21 protein-coding genes are annotated in these 21,162 nt (G+C 69.3%); 10 read left to right on the plus strand and 11 right to left on the minus strand.

The genetic code is table 11. The annotated features are described in order from the left end of the window. Positions 1-22: 22 nt before the first annotated feature. From IF64_RS0108980 to IF64_RS0108995, 4 genes are all read right to left on the minus strand, one after another. The gene (locus IF64_RS0108980) at positions 23-658 is read right to left on the minus strand and encodes an HAD family hydrolase (protein WP_030531575.1); all 636 of its coding nucleotides are present in this window, start codon (positions 656-658) and stop codon (positions 23-25) included. Continuing rightward, positions 658-2,160 carry a xylulokinase gene (gene xylB, locus IF64_RS0108985; protein ID WP_030531576.1) on the minus strand — a complete coding sequence of 501 codons (1,503 nt, stop codon included), beginning with the start codon at positions 2,158-2,160 and terminating at the stop codon, positions 658-660. Before xylB ends, IF64_RS0108980 begins: the two co-directional genes overlap by 1 nt. 22 nt (positions 2,161-2,182) lie before the next feature. After that, a complete protein-coding gene (locus IF64_RS0108990) occupies positions 2,183-3,634 on the minus strand; it encodes an aldehyde dehydrogenase family protein (RefSeq protein WP_030531577.1) in 1,452 nt (483 codons plus the stop codon). Between the two features lie 151 nt (positions 3,635-3,785). After that, positions 3,786-4,511 carry a FadR/GntR family transcriptional regulator gene (locus tag IF64_RS0108995; protein ID WP_246134783.1) on the minus strand — a complete coding sequence of 242 codons (726 nt, stop codon included), beginning with the start codon at positions 4,509-4,511 and terminating at the stop codon, positions 3,786-3,788. A gap of 191 nt (positions 4,512-4,702) precedes the next feature. On the opposite strand from IF64_RS0108995, the gene IF64_RS0109000 reads away from it, so the two are divergent. From IF64_RS0109000 to IF64_RS0109020, 5 genes are all read left to right on the plus strand, one after another. Then, complete coding sequence (locus IF64_RS0109000) at positions 4,703-5,902, plus strand: fumarylacetoacetate hydrolase family protein (protein WP_030531579.1); 1,200 nt, start codon at positions 4,703-4,705, stop codon at positions 5,900-5,902. After that, positions 5,899-6,852, plus strand: a complete 954-nt coding sequence (locus IF64_RS0109005; protein ID WP_030531580.1) for a C-terminal binding protein — start codon at positions 5,899-5,901, stop codon at positions 6,850-6,852. The genes IF64_RS0109000 and IF64_RS0109005 overlap by 4 nt, the downstream gene beginning before the upstream one ends. Positions 6,853-6,922: 70 nt before the next feature. Beyond that, positions 6,923-8,431, plus strand: a complete 1,509-nt coding sequence (locus tag IF64_RS0109010; RefSeq protein ID WP_030531581.1) for an aldehyde dehydrogenase (NADP(+)) — start codon at positions 6,923-6,925, stop codon at positions 8,429-8,431. A gap of 80 nt (positions 8,432-8,511) precedes the next feature. Then, the gene (locus IF64_RS0109015) at positions 8,512-9,507 is read left to right on the plus strand and encodes a BTB/POZ domain-containing protein (RefSeq protein ID WP_145600464.1); all 996 of its coding nucleotides are present in this window, start codon (positions 8,512-8,514) and stop codon (positions 9,505-9,507) included. Between the two features lie 170 nt (positions 9,508-9,677). Next, positions 9,678-11,537, plus strand: coding sequence for a calcineurin-like phosphoesterase C-terminal domain-containing protein (locus IF64_RS0109020; RefSeq protein WP_084705749.1), 1,860 nt, complete (start codon positions 9,678-9,680; stop codon positions 11,535-11,537). 7 nt (positions 11,538-11,544) lie between these two features. On the opposite strand, the gene IF64_RS0109025 is transcribed toward IF64_RS0109020, so the two are convergent. Then, on the minus strand, positions 11,545-12,540 hold the full coding sequence (locus IF64_RS0109025) for a GHMP family kinase ATP-binding protein (protein ID WP_084705750.1): 996 nt from the start codon (positions 12,538-12,540) through the stop codon (positions 11,545-11,547). 83 nt (positions 12,541-12,623) lie between these two features. Between IF64_RS0109025 and ykgO the strand changes: the two genes are divergently transcribed. Beyond that, complete coding sequence (gene ykgO, locus IF64_RS0109030) at positions 12,624-12,746, plus strand: type B 50S ribosomal protein L36 (RefSeq protein ID WP_030531585.1); 123 nt, start codon at positions 12,624-12,626, stop codon at positions 12,744-12,746. Between the two features lie 78 nt (positions 12,747-12,824). On the opposite strand, the gene rpmF is transcribed toward ykgO, so the two are convergent. Continuing rightward, positions 12,825-12,986 carry a 50S ribosomal protein L32 gene (gene rpmF, locus IF64_RS0109035; RefSeq protein WP_030531586.1) on the minus strand — a complete coding sequence of 54 codons (162 nt, stop codon included), beginning with the start codon at positions 12,984-12,986 and terminating at the stop codon, positions 12,825-12,827. A gap of 19 nt (positions 12,987-13,005) precedes the next feature. After that, positions 13,006-14,253, minus strand: a complete 1,248-nt coding sequence (mrf, locus tag IF64_RS0109040) for a ribosome hibernation factor-recruiting GTPase MRF (RefSeq protein ID WP_030531587.1) — start codon at positions 14,251-14,253, stop codon at positions 13,006-13,008. A 369-nt stretch (positions 14,254-14,622) separates the two neighbouring features. On the opposite strand from mrf, the gene IF64_RS0109045 reads away from it, so the two are divergent. Next, positions 14,623-15,048 carry a nitroreductase family deazaflavin-dependent oxidoreductase gene (locus IF64_RS0109045; protein ID WP_030531588.1) on the plus strand — a complete coding sequence of 142 codons (426 nt, stop codon included), beginning with the start codon at positions 14,623-14,625 and terminating at the stop codon, positions 15,046-15,048. Between the two features lie 25 nt (positions 15,049-15,073). Here IF64_RS0109045 and IF64_RS25350 read toward each other — a convergent pair whose 3' ends face one another. Then, positions 15,074-15,565, minus strand: a complete 492-nt coding sequence (locus IF64_RS25350) for an MFS transporter (protein ID WP_051757613.1) — start codon at positions 15,563-15,565, stop codon at positions 15,074-15,076. Positions 15,566-16,264: 699 nt separating this feature from the next. Between IF64_RS25350 and IF64_RS0109055 the strand changes: the two genes are divergently transcribed. Further along, a complete protein-coding gene (locus tag IF64_RS0109055; RefSeq protein WP_030531589.1) occupies positions 16,265-17,296 on the plus strand; it encodes a fatty acid desaturase family protein in 1,032 nt (343 codons plus the stop codon). Between the two features lie 39 nt (positions 17,297-17,335). Here IF64_RS0109055 and IF64_RS0109060 read toward each other — a convergent pair whose 3' ends face one another. Continuing rightward, the gene (locus IF64_RS0109060; RefSeq protein ID WP_030531590.1) at positions 17,336-17,749 is read right to left on the minus strand and encodes a DUF6292 family protein; all 414 of its coding nucleotides are present in this window, start codon (positions 17,747-17,749) and stop codon (positions 17,336-17,338) included. Positions 17,750-18,101: 352 nt separating this feature from the next. On the opposite strand from IF64_RS0109060, the gene IF64_RS0109065 reads away from it, so the two are divergent. After that, complete coding sequence (locus IF64_RS0109065) at positions 18,102-18,557, plus strand: DUF5994 family protein (protein WP_246134782.1); 456 nt, start codon at positions 18,102-18,104, stop codon at positions 18,555-18,557. Between the two features lie 36 nt (positions 18,558-18,593). Next, the gene (locus IF64_RS0109070; protein WP_030531592.1) at positions 18,594-19,133 is read left to right on the plus strand and encodes a hypothetical protein; all 540 of its coding nucleotides are present in this window, start codon (positions 18,594-18,596) and stop codon (positions 19,131-19,133) included. Here IF64_RS0109070 and IF64_RS0109075 read toward each other — a convergent pair. Then, on the minus strand, positions 19,123-19,746 hold the full coding sequence (locus IF64_RS0109075) for a TetR/AcrR family transcriptional regulator (protein WP_030531593.1): 624 nt from the start codon (positions 19,744-19,746) through the stop codon (positions 19,123-19,125). The genes IF64_RS0109070 and IF64_RS0109075 overlap by 11 nt on opposite strands. A gap of 22 nt (positions 19,747-19,768) precedes the next feature. Beyond that, positions 19,769-21,139: a phenylacetate--CoA ligase PaaK gene (paaK, locus tag IF64_RS0109080; protein WP_030531594.1), complete on the minus strand. Its 1,371-nt coding sequence runs from the start codon at positions 21,137-21,139 to the stop codon at positions 19,769-19,771. Positions 21,140-21,162: the final 23 nt, after the last annotated feature.

Consider the following 21,162-nt stretch of genomic DNA (forward strand, 5'->3'; position numbering starts at 1 on the left):
AATTCCTGTCTACTCCGGACTGTCAGATTCGTGGGACCAGTTCGGCGAACCGTTCGATGACCGACTCGCCGACGCCGTGATGGCCCCATGCGACGTGTACGTAGTCCACGCCCGTGCGCCGAGCTGCCTCCGCGTCGATCGCCGTGTCGCCGACGTACAGCGCGTCGGCGGGGGACACCGAGAGCCGGTCGAGTGCGGCCTGCAGATGCTGCGGATCGGGCTTGCCCGCCGCCACCTCGTCGATGCCTACGACGGTGTCGACGTGCGTGCCGAGACCGGTGGACTCGAGGACCCGATGCGCGAGCCGGGACCGTTTGTTGGTGCACACGCCGATCGCAACGCCCTCGGCACGCAGCGCTGCCACCGCGTCGAGCGCATCGCGGTACACCGTGGTCTCGGCGACCGGGTCGACCGTGTAGGCAGCGGTGTAGTCGGCGAGGACATCATCCACAGCGGACTCCGGGCCCCTGACGAGTCCGACTGCCCTGGCGACCAGGCTTCGCGCGCCCTCACCGAGGATCCCGCGCACCTCGTCGGCCGTCACCGGTGGCAGGGACCGCCGGGACAGCGCGACGTTCAGTGCCCTGGCGATGTCCGGTGCACTGTCGACGAGAGTGCCGTCGAGGTCGAACACCGCCGCCTTGTACGTCCGCGTCATCACGCGTCCGCGGTGGCGTAGAGCGGACGGAGCCCGTCGTACAGCGCGCGGTGCCGCGCGAAGACGGCGTCGTAGGTGCGGGTGGCGTCGTCGTCCGGGACGAAGGTGCGCTCCACGCGGACGCCGGACACGGCCTCGTCCAAGCTGCTCCAGTATCCGACGCCGACCCCGGTCGCGAGTGCCGCGCCGTACGCGCCGCCCTCGGCCGCACCGGTGACGGTGACGGTCTCCCTGCCGAGGATGTCGGCGAGCATCTGGAGCCACAGGGTCTCGCTCGTCGCGCCGCCGGAGGCGACGATACGGTCGCACTCCAGGCCCGCCTGCCTGCAGACCTCGAGGATCTCCCTCATGTTCAGCAGCACGCCTTCCAGCACGCTGCGCGAGAAATGCCCGAGGTGGTGCATGGGCGTGAGGCCGATCCAGCTCGCCGACGCGTCGGGCGCCAGATTGGGCGAACGCTCGCCGAGCAGGTACGGCAGGAACAACAGCCCCTCGGCACCCGGTTCGATGTCCTTGGCGAGGGCGACGAGTTTCTCGAACGACACGGGGTCGGCGGTCGTGACCGGGGCAAGCGCGTCGCGCAGCCACTGGAACGCGCCTCCCGCGCTGAGGGACACACCCATGACGTGCCACCTGCCCGGTCCGTTGCCGCAGGAGACCTGAACCCGGCCGCTCGGGATGTTCGGGCAGTTCGCAGCCCCGCCCGCGACGATGCCCGCGGTGCCGATGGTGAAACCCACCGGGCCCGGATCGATCAGCCCCATCGCGGTGGTCTGGATGACCGCGTCACCGCCGCCGCCGTACACCTGCACGCCCTCTGGGATGTTCCAGCGCCGCGCCAACTCGGGACGCAACGCTCCCGTGGCGTCGATGGACTCGACCGCGTCCGGCAGCAACCCACGATCGATGTCGAGCAGTGCGAGCAGCTCGTCCGACCAGACCCGCTCGGCGACGTCGAACAGTCCCGTTCCGGAGGCGTCCGACACGTCCGTGACGTAGTTGCCCGTCATCTTCAGGCGCAGGTAGTCCTTCGGATTGAGCACGTGCGCGGTCCGCGCGAAGAGCTCGGGTTCGTTGTCCCGGAACCAGACGATCTTCGGCGCGGTGAAGCCGGGCAGCATCCGGTTGCGCGTCATGCGGATGAGCTCGTCGAGCCCGCCGGCACGGTCGGTGATCCAGTCGCACTGCGCGGCCGCTCGCTGGTCGTTCCACAGAATGGCGTGCCGCAGGGGCTCCCCGTCGGAGTCGAGCGCGGTCAGGCCGTGCATCTGCCCGCACAGGCCGATGCCGGCCACCTCCTGTCCCTGCCGGGGCAACGAGGCGGTCACCGCGGCGATCGCCTCGTCGGTCGCGCGCCACCAGTTGGCTGGATCCTGTTCCGCCCACCCCGGGCGGAGGTTGTGCACCGGGTAGTTCCGCGAGTGCTTGGCGACCACCTCACCCGATTCGGATACGGCGATGACCTTGCACGACGACGTGCCCAGATCGATGCCTATCAGCATGGTTCGACCGTCCTTTCGCGCCTCACTGCGCGTTGTGGCGAAGCCGGATGTGCTTGAGTTGCAGGTAGTTCTCGAGTCCTTCGGGACCGTGTTCGGAGCCGAAGCCGCTTTCGCGCCTGCCCCCGTAGGGCGCGTTGATGATTCCGGCGTCGACGTTGTTCACCGCGACGTTGCCGAAATCGAGGTCGCCGGCGAGCGTGAACGTCTCCGTCGTGTCGGTGGTGTAGGCGTAGGCGGCCAGGCCGCCGGGCGCGCCGTTGGCGCGGGTGATGGCGTCGCCGAGCTCGGTGAACCGCGCGACCCCCACCAGCGGGCCGAACGTCTCCTCGTGCATGACCAGTGCCTCGTCCGGGGCGTCGGCCACGACGGTCGGACGGAGGAACAGTCCGGGGGAGTCCGACTGTGGCGGCTCACCGCCCGCGACGACTCGCGCCCCCTGCGCGCGGGCGTCAGCGATGTGGTCGAGGGTGCGCCGGTAGGTCTCGGACATCGTCATCGCGCCGACGTCGGCGTCCGGCTCCGCGAGCCCGTCGGCGACGGTCAGGGCGTCGGCGGCTTTCGCCAGTCCCGCGACGAACTCGTCGTACACCCCGTCCTGCACGTAGATCCGGTTGATCGCGATGCAGATCTGCCCCGCGTTGCGGAAGGATCGCCGGGTGGCGCCCGTGATCGCGGCGTCGACGTCGGCCCGGTCGGTGACGATCATCGGGCAGCTTCCGCCCAGTTCGAGCGACAGCCCGGTGATGCCGCTGACGGAACGGTAGATCGCCTGCCCCGTGCGCATCGACCCGGTGAACGCGATCTTCGCGATGTCCGGGTGTTCGGCCAGTGCCTGTCCGGTCTCGCCGTCGCCGTACACGATGTTGACGACACCCGGCGGCATCGCCTCGGCGACACACTCCGACAACAGCTGGGCCGATCCTGGCGTGTACTCCGACGGCTTCAGCACGATCGTGCAGCCCGCGGCGGTTGCGCCGGCGAGTTTCCAGCCGGTGAGCTCGATCGGGTAGTTCCACGGCACGATGCCCGCGACCGGCCCGACCGGTTCTTTCTGCACGATGCTGAGGAAACCGGCCGTGTCGTTGGGGATCGTGCGGCCGGAGACGCGCTCGGCCTCCTCCGCGTAGTAGTGCAGCGCCGACACGAACTTGGTGACCTCGCCGCGCGCCTCGTTGCGTGGTTTGCCCTGCTCGCGCGTGATCGAGACGGCGAGCTCGTCGACGCGGGTCGCGCAGACCTCGGCCAGTCGGTGCAGGTGGCGGGCACGTTCGGCGGGAAGCGTCTTGCGCCACGTCGCGAACGCCCGGACCGCGGACCGTACGGCTGCGTCCACGTCGCGGGAGGGGGACCGCGGAGCCACGGCGGCCAGGTCTCCGGTCGCGGGATTGTGGCGATCGATCGGGTCGCCGCCGGCGTCCCGCCAGTCTCCGTCGACGAAGTTCCGGCAGGTGATCACGTCGGTGTGATGGTGCATGGTGCTGTGCCCGCTCTCATGGACGGCGGATCCGGGTGCGCTCACGGTGTCGGCTGACGTCGTGCGGAGCGCGGGGGATCCGTCGATTTGTATGATGATCGGACTTTAGCTGTGGCCACGCATCGGCCGCAACCCATTCGGGGGTAGTGGCTCAGGCGGGCTCGTCGCCTGTTCGGCCGGGCGCGAGGCGGTCGGCGTGGCGCATGATCCGCCGGAGGTGGTTCTCCGTCGCGAACCGCGCGCGGGACGGGTCACCTGCGGCGATGGCCTCGGCGATCTCGGCGTGCTCGCGCACGGTGTCGGTAGCCTCGGACGGATACGCGGGCCCCGAGGAGTACGTCTCGCGCAGGAAGCCGTTGATCGGCTTGATCATTAGCGAGAAGAACGGGTTTCCGCTGGCCTTGGCCAGGATCTCGTGGAACGACAGGTCGGCGTCGAGGAACTTCTCGCGCACGTCGACGTTGGCGGCGAGGCGGTCGTTCTCCGCGTGCATCGCTTCGAGGTCGGCCTCGTTCCGGCGCGCAGCCGCCAGTACCGCCATCTCGACCTCGAGCACGAGTCGCAGCTCCAGCAGTTGCTCGAAACTGCCTTCACTGAGTCGCAGCAGGAGTGAGTACTGGTCGGCGATCAAGCGGCCGTCGAACTCGGAGACGACCATGCCGCGGCCCGGCTTCACCGTGACGAGTCCTCGCTGGACCAGCAGTCGGGCCGTCTCGCGCACCACCGTGCGGCTCACGTCGAACCGTTCGGCGAGTTCGGCCTCCGTGGGCAGCCGCTCGCCGACGGGCAACCGCAGGATCTCGTCCTGGAGTGTGTCGGCGAGGGTTTCCGGAAGTCGCCGCCGGACGCCGTGATCGAAGCTCATAGCACGGTTCATAGCACAATTGTATGGCGAGCGTGTCATCGGTCGTCGTCTGTATGACGCCGTGTGTGCCCAGGTCGCCGTGCGAAAGGGGGACGCCCCTGGCGCGTCGGCCGGAATCCGTGAGCGGTCGGCGTCTGGTGTGGACGAGCATTTGTATGACAAACTGACCTTTGCTGGATCGACACGGCAGGGAAGGCACGCCTGTGAAGCTCACCGACTACGCCAGTACCGTCCTCCCGGACGACGCCGACAGTGCAACCCTCGTGGCGCGGGTGCACGATCCCGGAAGCGGGGGACCGTGCGTCGCCGCGGTGCGTGGCGACACGCTCGTCGACCTGACCGAGGTCACCCCGACCGTCGCGGACCTGTTGGATCGGCCGGACGCCGTCGACGTGGTGCGCACCGCGCAGGGTGCGCGCACCTGGTCGCTCGCCGACGTACTGGATGCGACCTTCGACGGTGACCGCACCCGCGCGCACCTGCTGGCGCCCGTGGATCTGCAGGTGCTCAAGGCCGCGGGCGTGACGTTCGCCCGCAGCATGATCGAGCGGGTCATCGAGGAGCGGGCGGCAGGGGACCTGCACCGCGCCGAGGAGATCCGCGGCAAGCTCGGCCAGTTGGTGGCAGGCCACATCTCGCAGGTCGTGCCCGGCTCCGCCGAGGCGGCGCGGGCGAAGGAACTGCTGGTCGCCGAAGGACTGTGGTCCCAGTACCTCGAGGTCGGCATCGGCCCTGACCCGGAGATCTTCACCAAGGCGCCGGTGCTGTCCGCGGTCGGTACCGGCGCGCAGATCGGCGTCCTGGAACGCTCGACGTGGAACAACCCCGAGCCCGAGCTGGCCGTCGTGGCGGATTCGCGCGGCGCGCCGATCGCCGCCACGTTGGGCAACGACGTCAATCTGCGCGATTTCGAGGGGCGCAGCGCACTGTTGCTGACCGAGGCCAAGGACAACAACGCCTCCTGCGCACTGGGCCCGTTCCTGCGGTTGTTCGACGACGGCTTCGGTCTCGACGACGCGAGCACGATCGACGTCGAACTGGAGATCACCGGCCGCGACGGGTTCACGCTCGGCGGCGTCAACCCGGTCAGGGAGATGAGCAGGGACATCCGCACCCTGCTCGAACACGCGCACGGCCGGCACCACCGGTACCCGGACGGTTTCGTGCTGCTGACCGGCACGATGTTCGCCCCGACCGAGGATCGCGACGTCCCGGGGCAGGGCTTCACGCACAAGATCGGTGACATCGTCCGGATCTCGTCCCCGCGGCTGGGCGCCCTGGTCAACGAAGTCAACACCGCCGAGGACGCACCGGACTGGACGTTCGGAATCCGGGCCCTGTACGGCAATCTCGCCGCACGCGGCCTGCTGTCCGGCGCGAGGGAACAGGAGGTTCCGGCATGACACGTGTCGTCGTCACCGATCACGCCTTCGGCGATGTGAGCGACGAGGCTGCGGTCGCCGAGCGGCACGGCGCCGAGTTCGCGGTGCACCAGTGCCGGACCGAGGAGGAGACCGTCGAGGCGGTGCGGGGCGCGGACGTCGCGTTCGTCAACTTCGCGCCGGCGACCAGGGCCGTCCTGTCCGCGATGGCCGACGGTGCGGCAGTGATCCGGTACGGCATCGGCTACGACAACGTCGACGTCGCCGCAGCGGCCGAACTCGGGATCACCGTGGCGAACGTGCCGGACTACGGCGTCGACACGGTCGCCGACCACACCGTCGCGTGCCTGCTGACGCTGTTGCGCAGGCTGCCCCGGTTCGACCGGGCCGTGCATCGGGACGGCTGGTGTGCTCCTCGCGACCTCGGGTCGGTGCCCGGGTTCGCCAGCACCACGATCGGCCTCGTCGGACTCGGGCAGATCGGGTTGGCGGTCGCCAAGCGGCTGGCGCCGTTCGGGTTCACCGTGCTGGCCCACGACCCCTACGCCGACCTCGATGCGGCCGCCGCCCACGGCGTACGACTGTCCGAGTTGGACGAGCTGCTCGGTGGGGCGGACGCGGTGTCGTTGCATGCGCCGTTGACCGCCGAGACCAGCAAGCTCCTCGACGCGGCGGCCTTCGAGCGGATGCGCGAGGGTGCGTTCCTCGTGAACACCTCCCGCGGCGGTCTCGTCGACCAGGAAGCGCTCGCCGACGCCGTCGAGTCCGGGAGGATCGCCGGTGCCGCGCTCGACGTGTTCGATCCCGAACCGCTCGCGACGGACTCGCGGTTGCGGGAATTTCCCGAGGTGTTGCTGACCCCGCATGCGGCGTTCTTCTCGGACAGTTCCCTCGCCGCGCTGCAGCGACTGGCGGCCGAGGAGGCCGACCGTGCGCTGTCGGGTAAACCGCTGCGGTGTCCGGTGCGGTGACCGACACTGTCCCGGCGGCCCCGGCCGCACAGTCGAACTGTTCCCATCGGCACGTCCCGACGGAAAGGTGATGTCGTTGAACCAGGGAGTCGATCCACGCACCGGACAGCCGGTCGGTGATCCGATCCCGGACACCGGTCCCGAGCAGGTGCGCAGCGCGGTGCGGCGCGCGGCCGACTGCGCCCCGCGGCTGGCCGGTATGCCCTACGCCGATCGGGGCCGGTTGTTGAACGCACTGGCCACGGCGTTGCGGCAGCATGACGACGAGCTGATCGAGCTCGCCGATCGCGAGACTGCTCTCGGCAGGCCGCGGCTTCCCGGGGAACTGGCCCGCACCGCGGCGCAGCTCGACATGTTCGCCGACGTGCTGAGGGACGGCGCCTTCTGCGAAGCGGTCATCGACCGGCCTGACGCGAACGCGGTGCCTCCGCACGGGGATCTGCGCCGCATGCTCGTGCCGCTCGGCCCGGTCGCGGTGTTCGCGGCGAGCAACTTCCCGTTCGCGTTCTCGGTGCTCGGTGGCGACACCGCGAGTGCACTGGCCGCCGGATGTCCCGTCGTGGTGAAGGCTCATCCCGGACACCCCGGTCTGTCCCAGCGGGTCGCGGACCTCGCGACGGAGGCCCTGGCGGAGGCGGGCGCTCCCGACGGAACGTTGAGCGTCGTGCACGGCTACGAGGCGGGGCCTGCGTTGGTGACCGATCCGTCGATCAGGGCGGTCGGCTTCACCGGGTCGACCGGTGGCGGTCGGGCGCTGTACGACCTGGCCGTCGGACGGGATGACCCGATCCCGTTCTACGGGGAGCTCGGAAGTGTCAACCCGGTTGTCGTCACCGAGGCCGCGGTCGAGGCGCGGGGCCGTGAGATCGCCGAGGGCCTGGCGGGTTCGTTCCGGTTGGGGACCGGCCAGTTCTGCACGAAACCCGGTGTGGTTCTCGTGCCGGCCGATTCCGGTTTCGATGCGCAGGTCGCCGACGTCGTGCGGCCGTCGGAACCCACCCCGATGCTCACCGCGCGGATGCGGGACGCCTACCAGGCCGGTCTCGCCGCCTTCACGGATGTGCCCGGCGTGCGTGCGGTGGTGGCCGCAGAGCCGCTGGACGCCGACGGCCACGACGTTCTCCCTGCGGTGCTGGCCGTGGACGCCGAGACCTTCGCCGCTCACGCCGACGTGTTGGCCGGCGAATGCTTCGGCCCGGTCACGGTGCTCGTGGAGTACCGCGACCGCGATTCGCTGCACCGGGCCCTCCGCGCCGTACCGGGCAGTCTCACGGGAAGCCTGCACGCCGAACCCGGTGACCCGGCGGCGGCCGACGTCGTCGCGACCCTGCGGGACGGCGTCGGGCGGATCATCGTCAACGGCTGGCCGACCGGCGTGGCCGTGACGTGGTCGCAGCACCACGGCGGCCCGTGGCCTGCGACCACCGATCCGCTCCACACCTCCGTGGGGGCCACGGCGATCCGGAGGTTCCTGCGCCCGGTGTCCTATCAGGACGTTCCGGACGAGCTGCTTCCCGCGGAGTTGCAGGACGCCAACCCGCTCGGTCTTCCGCGACGTGTCGACGGTGCCCTGACCTGACGAGGGCGGCCGCCTCCCCGTGCGCGTCTTGACACGTCGGCGAAGATGTGACGACGCCGGGACACGCGGAGGTGGCTGCGGTGTGGCGACGACGACGCGCGATCAGGGCCGCCGCGGCTGCTGCCGGGTTCGGTCGCGTGCTGCGCATCCACCGTGAGCGCAACGACAGCGGCGCCGCGCTCGGGCTGTGGATTGTCGCCTGCCTCGCCGTCGTGCCTGCCGCGATCGCCTCGATCGTCATGGCCACCGAGGAATCGGCGCTCTGGCAGTGGCCGCTGTTGGCCGCGTTCCTGGGGCTGCTGGCCGCATTCGGATGGTCGCATCTCGGTCCCGTGCACGGCGGAAGACGCTGGGTGGCGGTGGCAGAGGGCGGCGTCGTCGTGTGGGAACCGGAGGGGGTGACGACCCTCGAATGGCACCGGGTCGGCGACGTGCCCACCGCCACGTTCTCGGGCTCGATGGACCTGGCGACCGCGGTCGATCTCCGTGCCCCGGTCCCGGCGTGGACGTGGCGGAGGGTCGCCGGGCTCGGCGCGGCGTGCCTCGTGGCGGTCGCCGCCGTCGGGTTCACCGCGGTGCCCGTGCTGCGGTACGTCCTCGGGGTCCAGGCGCCGAGCGAGATCCACCACCTCGCGCGGATCTGCGACGGCGGGCCCGGATTCGACGTTCCCGCGTACGCGGGCCCTGGGCCGCATCCGGTGGTGGTGTTCGAGGGCGGTGCCGCCGAGTACACCTCGAGCGACGACCGGCCCGAGGCGGTGCAGCTCGTCGCGTGCGCCCGGCGTATTTCCGCGGAACCCGCCGCCACGGTGGAGCGTTGCGAGTACTACGGCGGGTTCGTACGCGAGCTGCGGGAGGCGCGCTATCGCGTGGAGGTCTACACCGCCCGGGACGGCGAGCGGGTGACCTCGAGGGTGCTCCGCGGTGATTCGCCGCGCGGGTGCGCCGACATGATCCACACCGGGCCGGACGAGAAGCCGGGCAGCCGGCCCGAGTACCGGGAACCGAGCCCGGAACGGTACCGCGAGCAGCTCGCCGGACTCGTCGGCAACCGGGCTGATATGTCCGGAAAGTGAACATCGGGCGTACCGGTCCGCGAGCGTGGTCCAGACCTCCTCGCTCCCGGTTCCGACTTTCTTTCGTGTTCGCCGTTTATGTGGGGTCTGTTCAGCTCTGTCCGGAAAGGTGGCACGTCGCCGGCCGACCGGCCGGCCACGTGGTCCCCGAGTCATCGGAGAGCAAACCCATGCGAGAGCGCAGAACCGTGCAGGCGGTGGTCGCGGCGTGTTCGGCCGTGGCGATCGCCGCGACGTCGGCGGCGATCCTCACCCCCGCCGCAGGCGCGCAGCAGGAGCAGGCCGACGACGGCGTCTACCGCGGCGAGGTCGAGGTCGTGCGCACCCCGTCCGGTGCCGCCGACGACAACGTCCTCACCGGCAAGGTGTTCCTCGACGAGAACCAGGACTCCAGCACCGACGGCAGCGAGCGCGGTGTCGAGGGTGTCGTGGTGTCCAACGGACGCGACGTCGTCACCACCGACAGCGAGGGCCGGTACCGGCTGCCGGCGTTCGACAACATGACCGTGTTCATCACCCAGCCCGACGGCTACCAGGTGCCGGTCGACGAGTACAACGTCCCGCAGTTCCACTACAACCACCTGCCCGAGGGGTCGCCGGACCTCGAGTACGGCGGCATCGCGCCCACCGGGCCGCTGCCGTCCGCGGTCAACTTCCCCCTCGTCGAGAGCGACGAGACCGCGGCCAAGGACCAGAGCTGCATCATCGCGGGCGACCTGCAGACCTACGACCGCACCGAGGTCGAGTACGCGCGCAAGGGCGCGATCAACGACATGGCGCAGCGCGACGACTACGCCAGCTGCGGTTCGCTGTTCATCGGCGACGTCGTCGGTGACGACCTGTCGCTGTACCCGGAGGTCAAGGAGCTCACGAAGCTCACCAACGGCCCGGCGCGGTTCCTGCCCGGCAACCACGACCTCGACTTCGACGCCGCGACGCCGGAGCATTCGTTCGACACCTACCGGTCCGAGCTGGCGCCGACGTACTACTCCTACGACGTCGGCGACATGCACTTCGTCGCGCTCAACACCGTCGAGTACCCGTGCAGCCCCAACGAGGACAACCTCGACGGGCTCGAGCCGCACTGCGACGACCCCGAAGGCGACCCGAGCTACAACGGCTCCATCGACGAGCAGCAGCTCGCGTGGCTGGAGCGCGACCTGGACCAGGTCGACCGGGACAAGCTGATCGTCGTCGCCTCGCACATCGGCCTGATCAACTACAACGACCAGGACAGCCCCGTGCACCAGGTCGACCAGGCCGACGAGGTGTACGAGCTGCTCAAGGGCCGCAAGGCCGTCGCCGTGTCCGGCCACAGCCACACGACGGAGAACATGAAGGCCGGTGACGCCGCCCAGGGTTGGAGCGACGTCCAGGGTCTCGACAAGCTGCCGTTCCCGCACATCACGGCGGGTGCCATCTCGGGTGACTGGTACTCCGGTGAGGTCACCGACGACGGCTATCCGACCGCCATCGGCAAGGACGGCGGCCGTCCCGGGCTGCTCACGCTCGACGTGAACGGCAACAAGTTCCAGGAGCGCTACACCGTCACCGGTGGTGACGAGCAGGTGCAGACGCAGCTCGGCATCAACAGCCCGACGTTCCGCGACTGGGCCGAGGAGCGCGAGGAGTGGAACGAGAACCCCGAGGGTGAGGCTCCCGAGCTGGACGAGCCGCTCGTGGTCGACTCCGACGACCTGGCGGGCACCTCGTGGCTGACCACCAACTTCTGGATGGGCGCCACCGGTTCGAAGGTCGACGTCAGCATCGACGGCGGGCCGGCGAAGAAGGCCACGCGCACGCAGGAGATGAAGGGCGAGGCGAAGAACGCGGGCCCCGAGTGGGCGGACCCGTACGCCGTCGCGCAGCAGCTCGTGCACGGCGGCAGTGTCGCCGACTCGTCGATGCACCTGTGGCGCTACGAGCTGCCCGCCGACCTCGAGGCGGGCGAGCACACCGCGGAGATCACGGCCACCGACTCGTACGGCCGTGAGTTCACCGACTCGCTGACCTTCGAGGTCGTCGAGTAAGCGGGCATCACACCGAACGCGAGCGGTCCCCGGCGGGAAGTGGATCCCGGCCGGGGACCGCTTGTGTGCACGGGTCGAGCACCGTGGACGACGCGCCGACGTGCCGGGTGGGCCGGAAGGTGCCGGTGACCGGGATGCCCTCGTCGTGCAGCAGCCGGGTCGCGCGGCGGATCCGTGCGTCGGTGTCGCCGCCGGTGTCGGCGAACACGAGGCCCGCGACGTTGCCGCTGTGGGCGATCTGCACGCCGGCGGCACCGCTTCGACGGGCGATGCGTTCCAGCGCCGGCAGTTCCGGCTTCGGCAGGATCCGCTGATTGTGGCGGGCGCTGGCGGTGCAGACCCTGCCCAGTCGCTCGACGTCGGATTCGGCCAGTGCGACGCGCAGCTCGGCGCGGAGCCGCTCGAACTCGTCGACATCTGCCGGGAGCGGCCCGCTGCCCAGTGCGAGCGTGTCGACGGGTGCTCCGGACCCGGTCACGCATCCGAGCACGGCCAGTGGCGGCAGCGCCGCCGCGAGTTCCTCCAGGGTCTCCGCCTCGCGCTGGGCGAACAGCCGCGGGCGCTGGTCGAACATCACGGGATCGCATGCGCCTTCGGCCAGCACCGCGAGCTCACCGATCCGCTTCGCGGGGAGCCGCAGCCCCAGGCAGGCCGACACCGCCCGGATCGCCGCCACGACGTCACTCGTCGACGAACCCATGCCGATGCCGATCGGGACGTCGCTCTCGATCCGCAGCCGCCCTCCGACGAGTGCCGACTCGCCTGCGTGTATCGCGACGGTCATCCGCGCCGCACGCAGCGCTTTGGTCCGGTCGGCGGGGTTGACCGTGAATCCGCCCCCGCGTTCGAGCCGGAACTCCGCGTGGACCCTGCGGTGCGGCACGGGCAACGTCACGAGGGCGCTGCGGGCGCGGCCGCGGTCGTCGAGGAAGACGCCCTGCAGCAGCTCACCGTGGTGGCAGCGAGCACTCGCCCGTGCGGCGGGCCGGTGGAGGTCGGACACGACGGGATCCTAATCGACGGGTCCAGTTAAAATGAAAACCATTTTCGACTAGGATGTGGGTCGACCCGGCAAGAGGAGTGACGATGAAGGTTCGCAAGTCCCTGCGCTCGCTGAAGCAGAAGCCTGGTGCCCAGGTCGTGCGCAGGCACGGCAAGGTGTTCGTGATCAACAAGAAGAACCCGCGGTACAAGGCCCGTCAGGGTTGAGTGCCGCAGCACAAGGGGCGGGGGTGCGGTCGCCGCGACCGCACCCCCGCCCCTTGTCACCGGGTCTGTTTGTTCGTCCTATTCGTCGCCGTAGCGGTGGTAGTAGGCCACCAGCCTGCGGGGGACGAGCTTGCGCTCGCCGCGCACCACGATCGGCACCAGGTCCGGGGCCTTCGCCTTCCACTGCGAACGGCGCGCCCTCGTGTTGGCACGCGACTTCTTGCGCTTGGGTACTGCCATTGCTCGGATCCTCTCGACTTCAGGTCTCGTTGCGTCCGTTGTAGACGGAGTCGGTATCGGACAGTTCGAGTTCGGTCTCGTCGCAGGGCTCTTCGTGCCACGTGCCGAACGGGTCGGGATACCGCGCCCACTCCTCGCGGCCCGCGGCGAGTTCGGCGTCGGTGAGCAGGGCGGCGCGCAGGGTGGCCTCGACGGTCTGCGGGTCGGCCTCGTGGGAGATGACGACGATCTCCTGGTCCCGGTCTCCGAAGAGCGGATCCCACCGCAGTGACGCGAGGGTGCGGCGCTCGGCGGACACGTCGTTCCAGTCGGGACCCTCCGGGGAATCCAGCCACGGCCCGAGGTGTCCGACGCCGAGGCCTCCGCCCGCGGACTCCAGCCACAGCGCGATGTCGGGCTGGCTCGCGATCCACACGCGCCCTCGTGCCCGCAGTACTCCGTCGAGCAGGACGTCGACGGCCTCGTGCAGGCGTTCCGGGTGGAAGGGCCTGCGTGCGGAGAACACCGTGACGGTCATGCCGCAGTCACTGTGCAACGGAGGCTGGCCCCGCAGGAGCGATCCGTGCGGGTCGTCGCCGGTGCCACGGCGGGCATGGGCGGGCACGGTCGCCAGCAGCGTGTCGAGGTCGGTCACGGCGAGGTCGAGGACGGGAGCCGAAGGGGCCACGCGTTCGAGGATCGCGTTCGTCCTGGCCGCCGACCACGCGTCGGCAGGCCTGCCCGCACACACGAGCACGTCGGCGAACTCGGCCTGGGCCAGCGCCACGTGGGCGACCGTGCGTTCGTCGTCCGGCGATCCGTGCAGGCCACGCTCGGCCATGGTGTCGTCGCCGGTGACGTCGTCGACGAACGTGGAAGCGTCGATGGCGGCGGTCACGGCCGTGATCTCGACGTCGTCGCCCACGGTGCGGTCGCCGACCACGACGTGCTCGATGGCCAGGCACACCTGCTCCGGGTCCATCGCCTCGTCCAGTTGCAGCACGACGCGTTCGACGCCGGTATCCGCGGCGAGGCGGCGCAACAGGGGCAGGAGATCCTCCCGCACGGTGCAGGCGACGCAGCCGTGGGCCAGTTCGAGCGTCGTGGTCGTTTCCTCGATGCCGCGTCGCACGGTGCGCAGCACGACGCCGGACGACACCTGGCGCAGGTCGTGATGGACAAGGGCGGTCGCCGGTTCGCCGCCGGCCAGGCGCAGCGCGACGTCGCGGTCGGCGCCGGGCGAGACGCCGCTGACGACGATCACGGGGGTTCGGTGCTGGGCGGTCACGACACCACACCCTAAACGATAGTGAAAACCGTTTCCAATAAGGGTAGGGTGGCTCTCGACATCACCGGATCCCGCTTCGGCTCGGTCGGGGGCCGCACCCAGGTGCCAGGTCGCACGCCGATTCGAGATCTGCACCCAGAAGCTCGAGGTCGCAGGCGGACTCGAAGTCCGCCTTCACGTGTGCGAGGTCGCGCCCCAGGTGTCCGGGCTGCACGCGGGCCCGAGGCCTGCACCGGAGGGTCTCATCAAGGGCCACGCACCTCGAGGAGGTTCTTCCGCCGTCTGCCGTGCGACGCGTCGGGCGAGCGGAATCGGCCGCTCTGCGTGAGGGTGGAGCTACGCACTCCCGTCAGCGGAAGGACACTGAGCATGACCAGCCCCTCGGATTTCAACCAGCGCACGATCGAGGAGTTCCGCGAGAACCACGGTAAGGTGGGCGGCCCGTTCGAGGGAGCGCCACTCCTGCTGCTGCACACGCTCGGAGCGCGCAGTGGTCAGCACCGCGTCCACCCGGTGATGTACCTGGCCGACGGCGACCGATACCTGGTGTTCGCGTCGAAAGCAGGCGCCGACACGCACCCCGCCTGGTACTGGAACCTGCGCGCGAACCCGCACGTGAAGATCGAGGTCGGCGACCTGACATTGGACGTCGAGGCGAGCGAGCTGGCCGAGCCGGAGCGCACCGAGAAGTATCGCGTTCAGGCGGAGCGGTATTCGGGGTTCGCCGACTACGAGCGCAAGACCGACCGGGTCATTCCGGTGGTCGCACTCGACCCCATCGAGCAGACCCCGTAGGACCTCGATCCGCGGGGTGCGGGGGTCAGGTGCGGTGCGGGGCACGGATCGCGACGAGCGCCGCCGCGGCCAGGGCGAGGCTGTAGGTGAGGTAGGTGGCCACGAGGCCGCCGGTGGTGGCCGTCGAGGTGAGCACGCCGCCGGCTGCACGGCCGAGCAGTCCGCCGATGGCCTCCGCCGTGATGACCGCGGTGGCCAGTTCGGTGGCGGTGAAACCGCTCGACCCGGCCGTGCTGGCCATGAGATACAGACTGGGATACGCCAGTCCGACGCCGATTCCGGCCACCGCCCACGCCACGACAGCGATCGGTACCGAGGGACCCGTCACCAGCACACTCGTCAACACGATCGTGCCCGCGGCCGCCAAGGTCAGACCCACCACGGGGAACCGTTGGCCGCTCCAGCGCCTGCGCAACGCGGTCGCGCACAGGCTCGTCACGCCCCAGGCCAGCGGTGCCGCGCTGAGCACGATCGTGGCGTGCCCGAGCCCTGCGGCGTATCCGTCGGTGAGCAGCACGGTGATGAGGCGGCCGGGCCGACAAGTGCGGGCAGAATCCACATGGCCGCGGACGCCGCGACCACGCGCTCGCGAACACGACTCGTGACGGCTGCGCCGAACTCCAGCGCGACGATACCGACGGCCAGCGCGACAGTCCGGCGAAGCGCCATGGAGGGCAAACTAACAGCGTCGCGCGGCCCTGTGGGGGAGTCGGCTGCCCGCGAGGCTCGCCCACAGGGCCGCGAGGCTCAGCCGCTGCCCGCGAGGCTCAACCACGGCCGTGAGACTCAGCCACCGATGTGCCGGACACTATCCAGCGGCTGGCATGGACGTGTAGGCTCGGAAACGGCGGGCCCTCCGCGCGCAGCCACATGCTGCGATCCACGTCGCATCTGACCGACGCCGCCGATCTCGTGGCCCGCTTCGGGCCTACTGATCCGAACCGACCTTGCGCTGCGGCGCGAATGGGCGAGTTCGCACATCTCGTACGCATGCGCGTACATCCATCGATCCGGTTGTCGTCAGACGCACCGGAGCTGAGGAGTTTCCATGTTCACTGACCACATTTCCGTTCGCATCTCAGGATCCGTAGTGACGCCGGTGAAATTCAGCCATCCGCCGGTTCCGGTGACGACGACAACGGGTACCCGAACCGACCGGGTACGCCCGGTTGTGTTCTCTTCAGGGACCCCCGCGCGAAAGAGGTGAACCGGTCCGATGACCGAACAGGCCGAAGCTTCGACCAGATCCGGAGAGTACGCCGCTCTGCTGAACGAGGTGAGGGACGCGGGTTTGCTCCGCCGTCGTTACCGGTACTACGCCTGGCGGATTGCGGCCAATCTGGCGGTGTTCGCGGGTGCGTGGGTGGCGTTCGCATTCCTCGGTGACAGCTGGTGGCAGCTCGGTATCGCCGCGGTGCTGGCTGTCGTCTTCGCGCAACTGGCCTTCATCGGCCATGACGCGGGACACAAGCAGATTTTCCGGACACGTAAACCCAACGACGTTGTCGGCACCGCCCACGGCGGACTGGTCGGCATGAGTTATCGCTGGTGGGTGAGCGGGCACAACCGCCACCACGCGAATCCGAACCACGAGGAACACGACCCGGACCTCGACATTCCCGCACTCGCGTTCACGAGCAAGCAGGCCCGCCTGAAACAGGGTTTCCTGCGGTGGATGGCCAAACATCAGGCCGTACTGTTCTTTCCGCTCCTTGCGCTGGAGGGGCTGAACCTGCACATCAACGGCATGAAGGCCGTGTGGCAGGGAAAGACCAAGGGCCGAAAGATCGAGGGAGCGCTGCTGACGGCCCACGTCGTCGCCTATCTGACCGCCGTGTTCCTGGTGCTCTCCCCGGGGATCGCCGTCCTGTTCATCGTCGTGCACCAGGTGCTGTGGGGAATCTACATGGGATGTTCCTTCGCGCCCAACCACAAGGGAATGCCGACCATGACGGGACAATCGGTCGACTTCCTGCGCAAGCAGGTGTTGACATCCCGGAACATCCGCGGCGGGTGGTTCACCGATTTCCTGCTCGGTGGCTTGAACTACCAGATCGAACATCATCTGTTCCCGAACATGCCGCGCCCGAACCTGCGGCTGGCCCAGCCGATCGTGCGGCGGTTCTGCGCCGAGCACGGAATCTCCTACAGCCAGACGGGTCTGCTGCGCTCCTACGGGTACGTACTGCAACACCTGCACGAGATGGGTGCACCGTTGCGCGCCGCCGACCGCGCCCGCGCGGCGTGACGTGGCTGTGTGGCGGGGCGGCGTGACCGGGTGGTTCGGTCAGCCGGACGTGTAGACGGCGAGGCGGTCGGCGAGCGCGTGCCGGTCGACCGCTGTCGCCGACCTCTGGCGCGGCACGGTTTCGTCGTGTCCGGACAGTGTTTCGGCGACCCACCGCGACACCACACTCGGAGCCGGGACGACATCGCGGGGCAGCTCGGCGATGACGATTCCGCGTTCGGCAGGTGTGGTTTCGACGGCGAGCGACCACCCGGTGCGCTCGTCCCAGATCAGCATCAGGTCGTTGCCAGGCAGGGACGGCCAGCGTGTGGACAGTCCGATGTATGCCGTGGCGGTGTCGCTGATCTCGAAACTCGTGCTCTCGGCCGGAATGTCCAGCTCGCGGGCCACAGCGCGCACATAGCCGTCCAAACCGCGGCGTAGAGCCGGGGTGCTGTCGGTATCGGTTTCCATAGCCGCTGCCTCGATCCTTCGGGGGTCGGCACACGAATGCGGCCGAGCCGCGCCTTTCCGGCCCCGAATGTCCCACGTTACGCCCCGCGATGGCGGATCGCATCGATGCGTTCAGGCGGTCGCGATGCGGTGACCCGGTGGATTCGCCGGGCCTAACGGCGGTACTGCTTTCCTGTGTACCGTTGAGGGTGTCGACGGCATTTCGCACGTGAGTGTCCAAGCCCGCGTCGTCCTCGACAGAGCTGTATGCGGCTGCGGCCGCGAGACTAGGAGCGTCGACATGATGTCGAGCCCGCGCACACCGACCATCTACCAACCGGCACGGGATGTCGCGTGGGTACCGAGTCGGGACGTGCGTTTGCGGATGAAGCAGGAGGCGCGCCCGACCGGGCACGTCGACGGTGCGTGGTGGCCTCGTTCCCGGGACCTCTCGGCCGAGCTTCCGGCGTTGTTGGCCGCGGTGAGCCGGCAGTGGGGCGTGTGCGAGCGATTCACCTACAACATGACGATGTGGGAAAAGGCCGCTCGCAATCTGATCGTCGACGGTGTTCGCGTCCGGTTGGACGCGTTCCGGGTCCAGCCGGCCGACATCGTCACGGTGGTCAGCGGCAGGAACAGATCTCGTTTGACCTTGCTCGTCGTTCCGCCCGAGTCCACACCGGCGGCGGCGCATGCGGCTCTGACGGCCGCTTCGCAACCGGGAAACACCGACAGCGTCGACGTTCTGCTGGGCCGATCGGAACTGTCCGACACGACATCGTCGACCGAGCGCTGGGAACAGGAAGGCGGACGAGTCCCCACCGACTAGGCTCCGCTCCGGATCCGCATGGTGAAGGAGGGACCGGTGCCGGGCGCCCGCGAGCGAATCACGCTGCCGGCTGATGTCGTGGGTCGAGCGGGGAATCTGCCTCCGCACTGCACGCGACACGGCCGGCCCGCCTCGCGCCGGAAAGACTTCGCGCTGCAGTCCACCGTGCGGCTGCGGGGCAACCGGTTGCTGTCCGGGAACGTGTTGTCCCAGGCCGACCGGTTGGCACAGCACGGCAGCAAGGTCAAGGTCACCGACGTCAAGGGGTGGCCACTGTGTCCGCTATGCGTGCGCACCCGGGCGGTTTGGATGACGCTGGCGTCGGCGCTGCTGTTCGGCGGCCTACTCGCGTTTCTCGGGGCGCTCGTCGTCGGTGCGTTCACCGAGGGTGCCTCGTGGTTGGCTGCGGTGGCGGCGATCGGGTTCGTCCTGTTGCCGGTGTCGGCGCTGCCGCTGTCCCGAGGTGCCATGAGCCGGGTCATCGGTGCGCGGACCTCACCCGACGGCCAGTCGGTGATCGTCGACAAGCCCAGCGCGGCGTTCGTTGCAGATCTGCCGCAGCCGCCTACCGGGTGACCGCGCTCCGGCGGACGCGCAGCCCGTCGAACGCGACGGTGGCCACGGTGTCGGCGAGGGTCTCGGCATCCACACCGCCACGAGGCCGGTACCACTCGACGAGCGAGTTGACCATGCCGAACAGCAGGCGCGCCGAGGTGGCCGGGTCGACGTCCGGGCGCAGGTCCCCGTCGGCGGCGGCCTTGCTGACCAGGTCGGTCACGATGTGGTCGAACTCCCGGCGGCGCGCCAACGCCGCCTTCTCCACCTTCGTGTTCCCTCGGATCCGCAGCAGCAGGGTCACGAACGGCAACCGCTCCACCAGCACGACCACACTCGCGCGCACGAGACGTTCGAGCTTGTCGATCGCCGGTCCGTCGACGTTGTCGAGCCGATCGGCCTCGGCGAACAACCCGTCCAGTGCGCGGTTGACCGCCAGCTGCAGCAGGTCGTCCTTGCTGCGCACGTGGTGGTAGATCGCCGACTTGGTGATGCCGAGCTTGCGCGACAGGTCCTCCATGCTGGTGCCGTCGTAGCCGCGCTCGTTGAACAGCTTGACCGCGACCGACAGCAGGGATTCGAGGTCGTAACCCGGTCTCCCGCGTCGAGGACGGCTCCGCTGTGCTTCGGTCATGATCGCATTGTCGCAGGTGAGATCACTGCGCCGGCCGCTGGTCGAGCACCCGGCGCAGTTTGCCGACCGACCGCTCCAACGACTCCGGATCGACCACGTCCACCCCCACGCTCACCCCGACGACGTCCTTGACGCGCGCGGCGACCTCCGCGGCCGCCGCGCTCCTGCGGTCCCGCGGAGTGTCGGGGTGCGACTCGACCAGCACCGTCAGATGGTCCATCCGGTCCTCGCGCGTGAGCCGCAACTGGAAATGCGGTGCGAGGCCGTCGGTGGCCAGCACGACCTCCTCGATCTGCGTGGGGAAGACGTTCACGCCACGCAGGATGATCATGTCGTCGCTGCGCCCGGTCACCTTGTCCATCCGCCGATACGCGGGACGTGCCGTTCCCGGCCGCAGTGCCGTCAGATCGCGCGTGCGGTAGCGAATGATCGGCAAGGCCTGCTTCGTCAGCGAGGTGAACACGAGTTCGCCGGTGACGCCGTCGTCGCAGACGTCGTCCTCGAGCGGGTCGACCACCTCGGGGTAGAAGTGGTCCTCCCAGATGTGCAGGCCGTCCTTCGTCTCGACACATTCCTGGGCCACGCCGGGACCCATCACTTCGGACAGCCCGTAGATGTCGACCGCGTGCAGATCGAGGCGTTCCTCGATCTCTTGCCGCATCTGTTCGGTCCACGGTTCCGCGCCGAAGATGCCCACCTGCAGCGAACTCGTGCGGGGATCGATGCCCTGCCGCTCGAACTCGTCGAGCAACGTGAGCATGTACGACGGCGTCACCATGATGACCTCGGGTCGGAAGTCGGTGATGAGCTGCACCTGGCGTGCGGTCATCCCACCCGATGCGGGGACGACCGTGCAGCCGAGCTTCTCGGCGCCGTAGTGCGCGCCGAGCCCGCCGGTGAACAGGCCGTACCCGTACGAGACGTGCACCTTGTGCCCCGGCCGTCCACCCGCGGCGAAGATCGAGCGCGCCATCACCGTCGACCAGTTGTCCACATCGGAGGCCGTGTAACCGACGACGGTGGGCTTTCCCGTCGTTCCGCTGGAGGCGTGGATGCGGCTCACCTGTTGTTCGGGAACCGCGAACATGCCGAACGGGTAGTTCTCGCGCAGGTCCTGTTTGGTGGTGAACGGGAACTTGGCGAGGTCGGCCGGCTCGCGGCAGTCGTCGGGGTGCACGCCGGCCGCGTCGAACTTCGCGCGGTAGAAGGGAACGTTGTCGTAGGCGTGCCGGAGGGTCCAGCGCAGGCGTTCGAGTTGAAGGGAGCGCAACTCGTCGATGCTCAGCCGTTCGGCCGCCGACAGGTCGTCGACCGCGGGGGCGGCACCACGTCGGCCGGCGGAGGCCGCGTGAACGTCGGGCACGTCGGGCACGTCGCTGTGCATGGCAGTCATGGGCGGGGTCTCCTCGGTGTGAC

The organism is Prauserella rugosa, assembly GCF_000719975.1.
GTDB classification, from domain to species: domain Bacteria; phylum Actinomycetota; class Actinomycetes; order Mycobacteriales; family Pseudonocardiaceae; genus Prauserella; species Prauserella rugosa.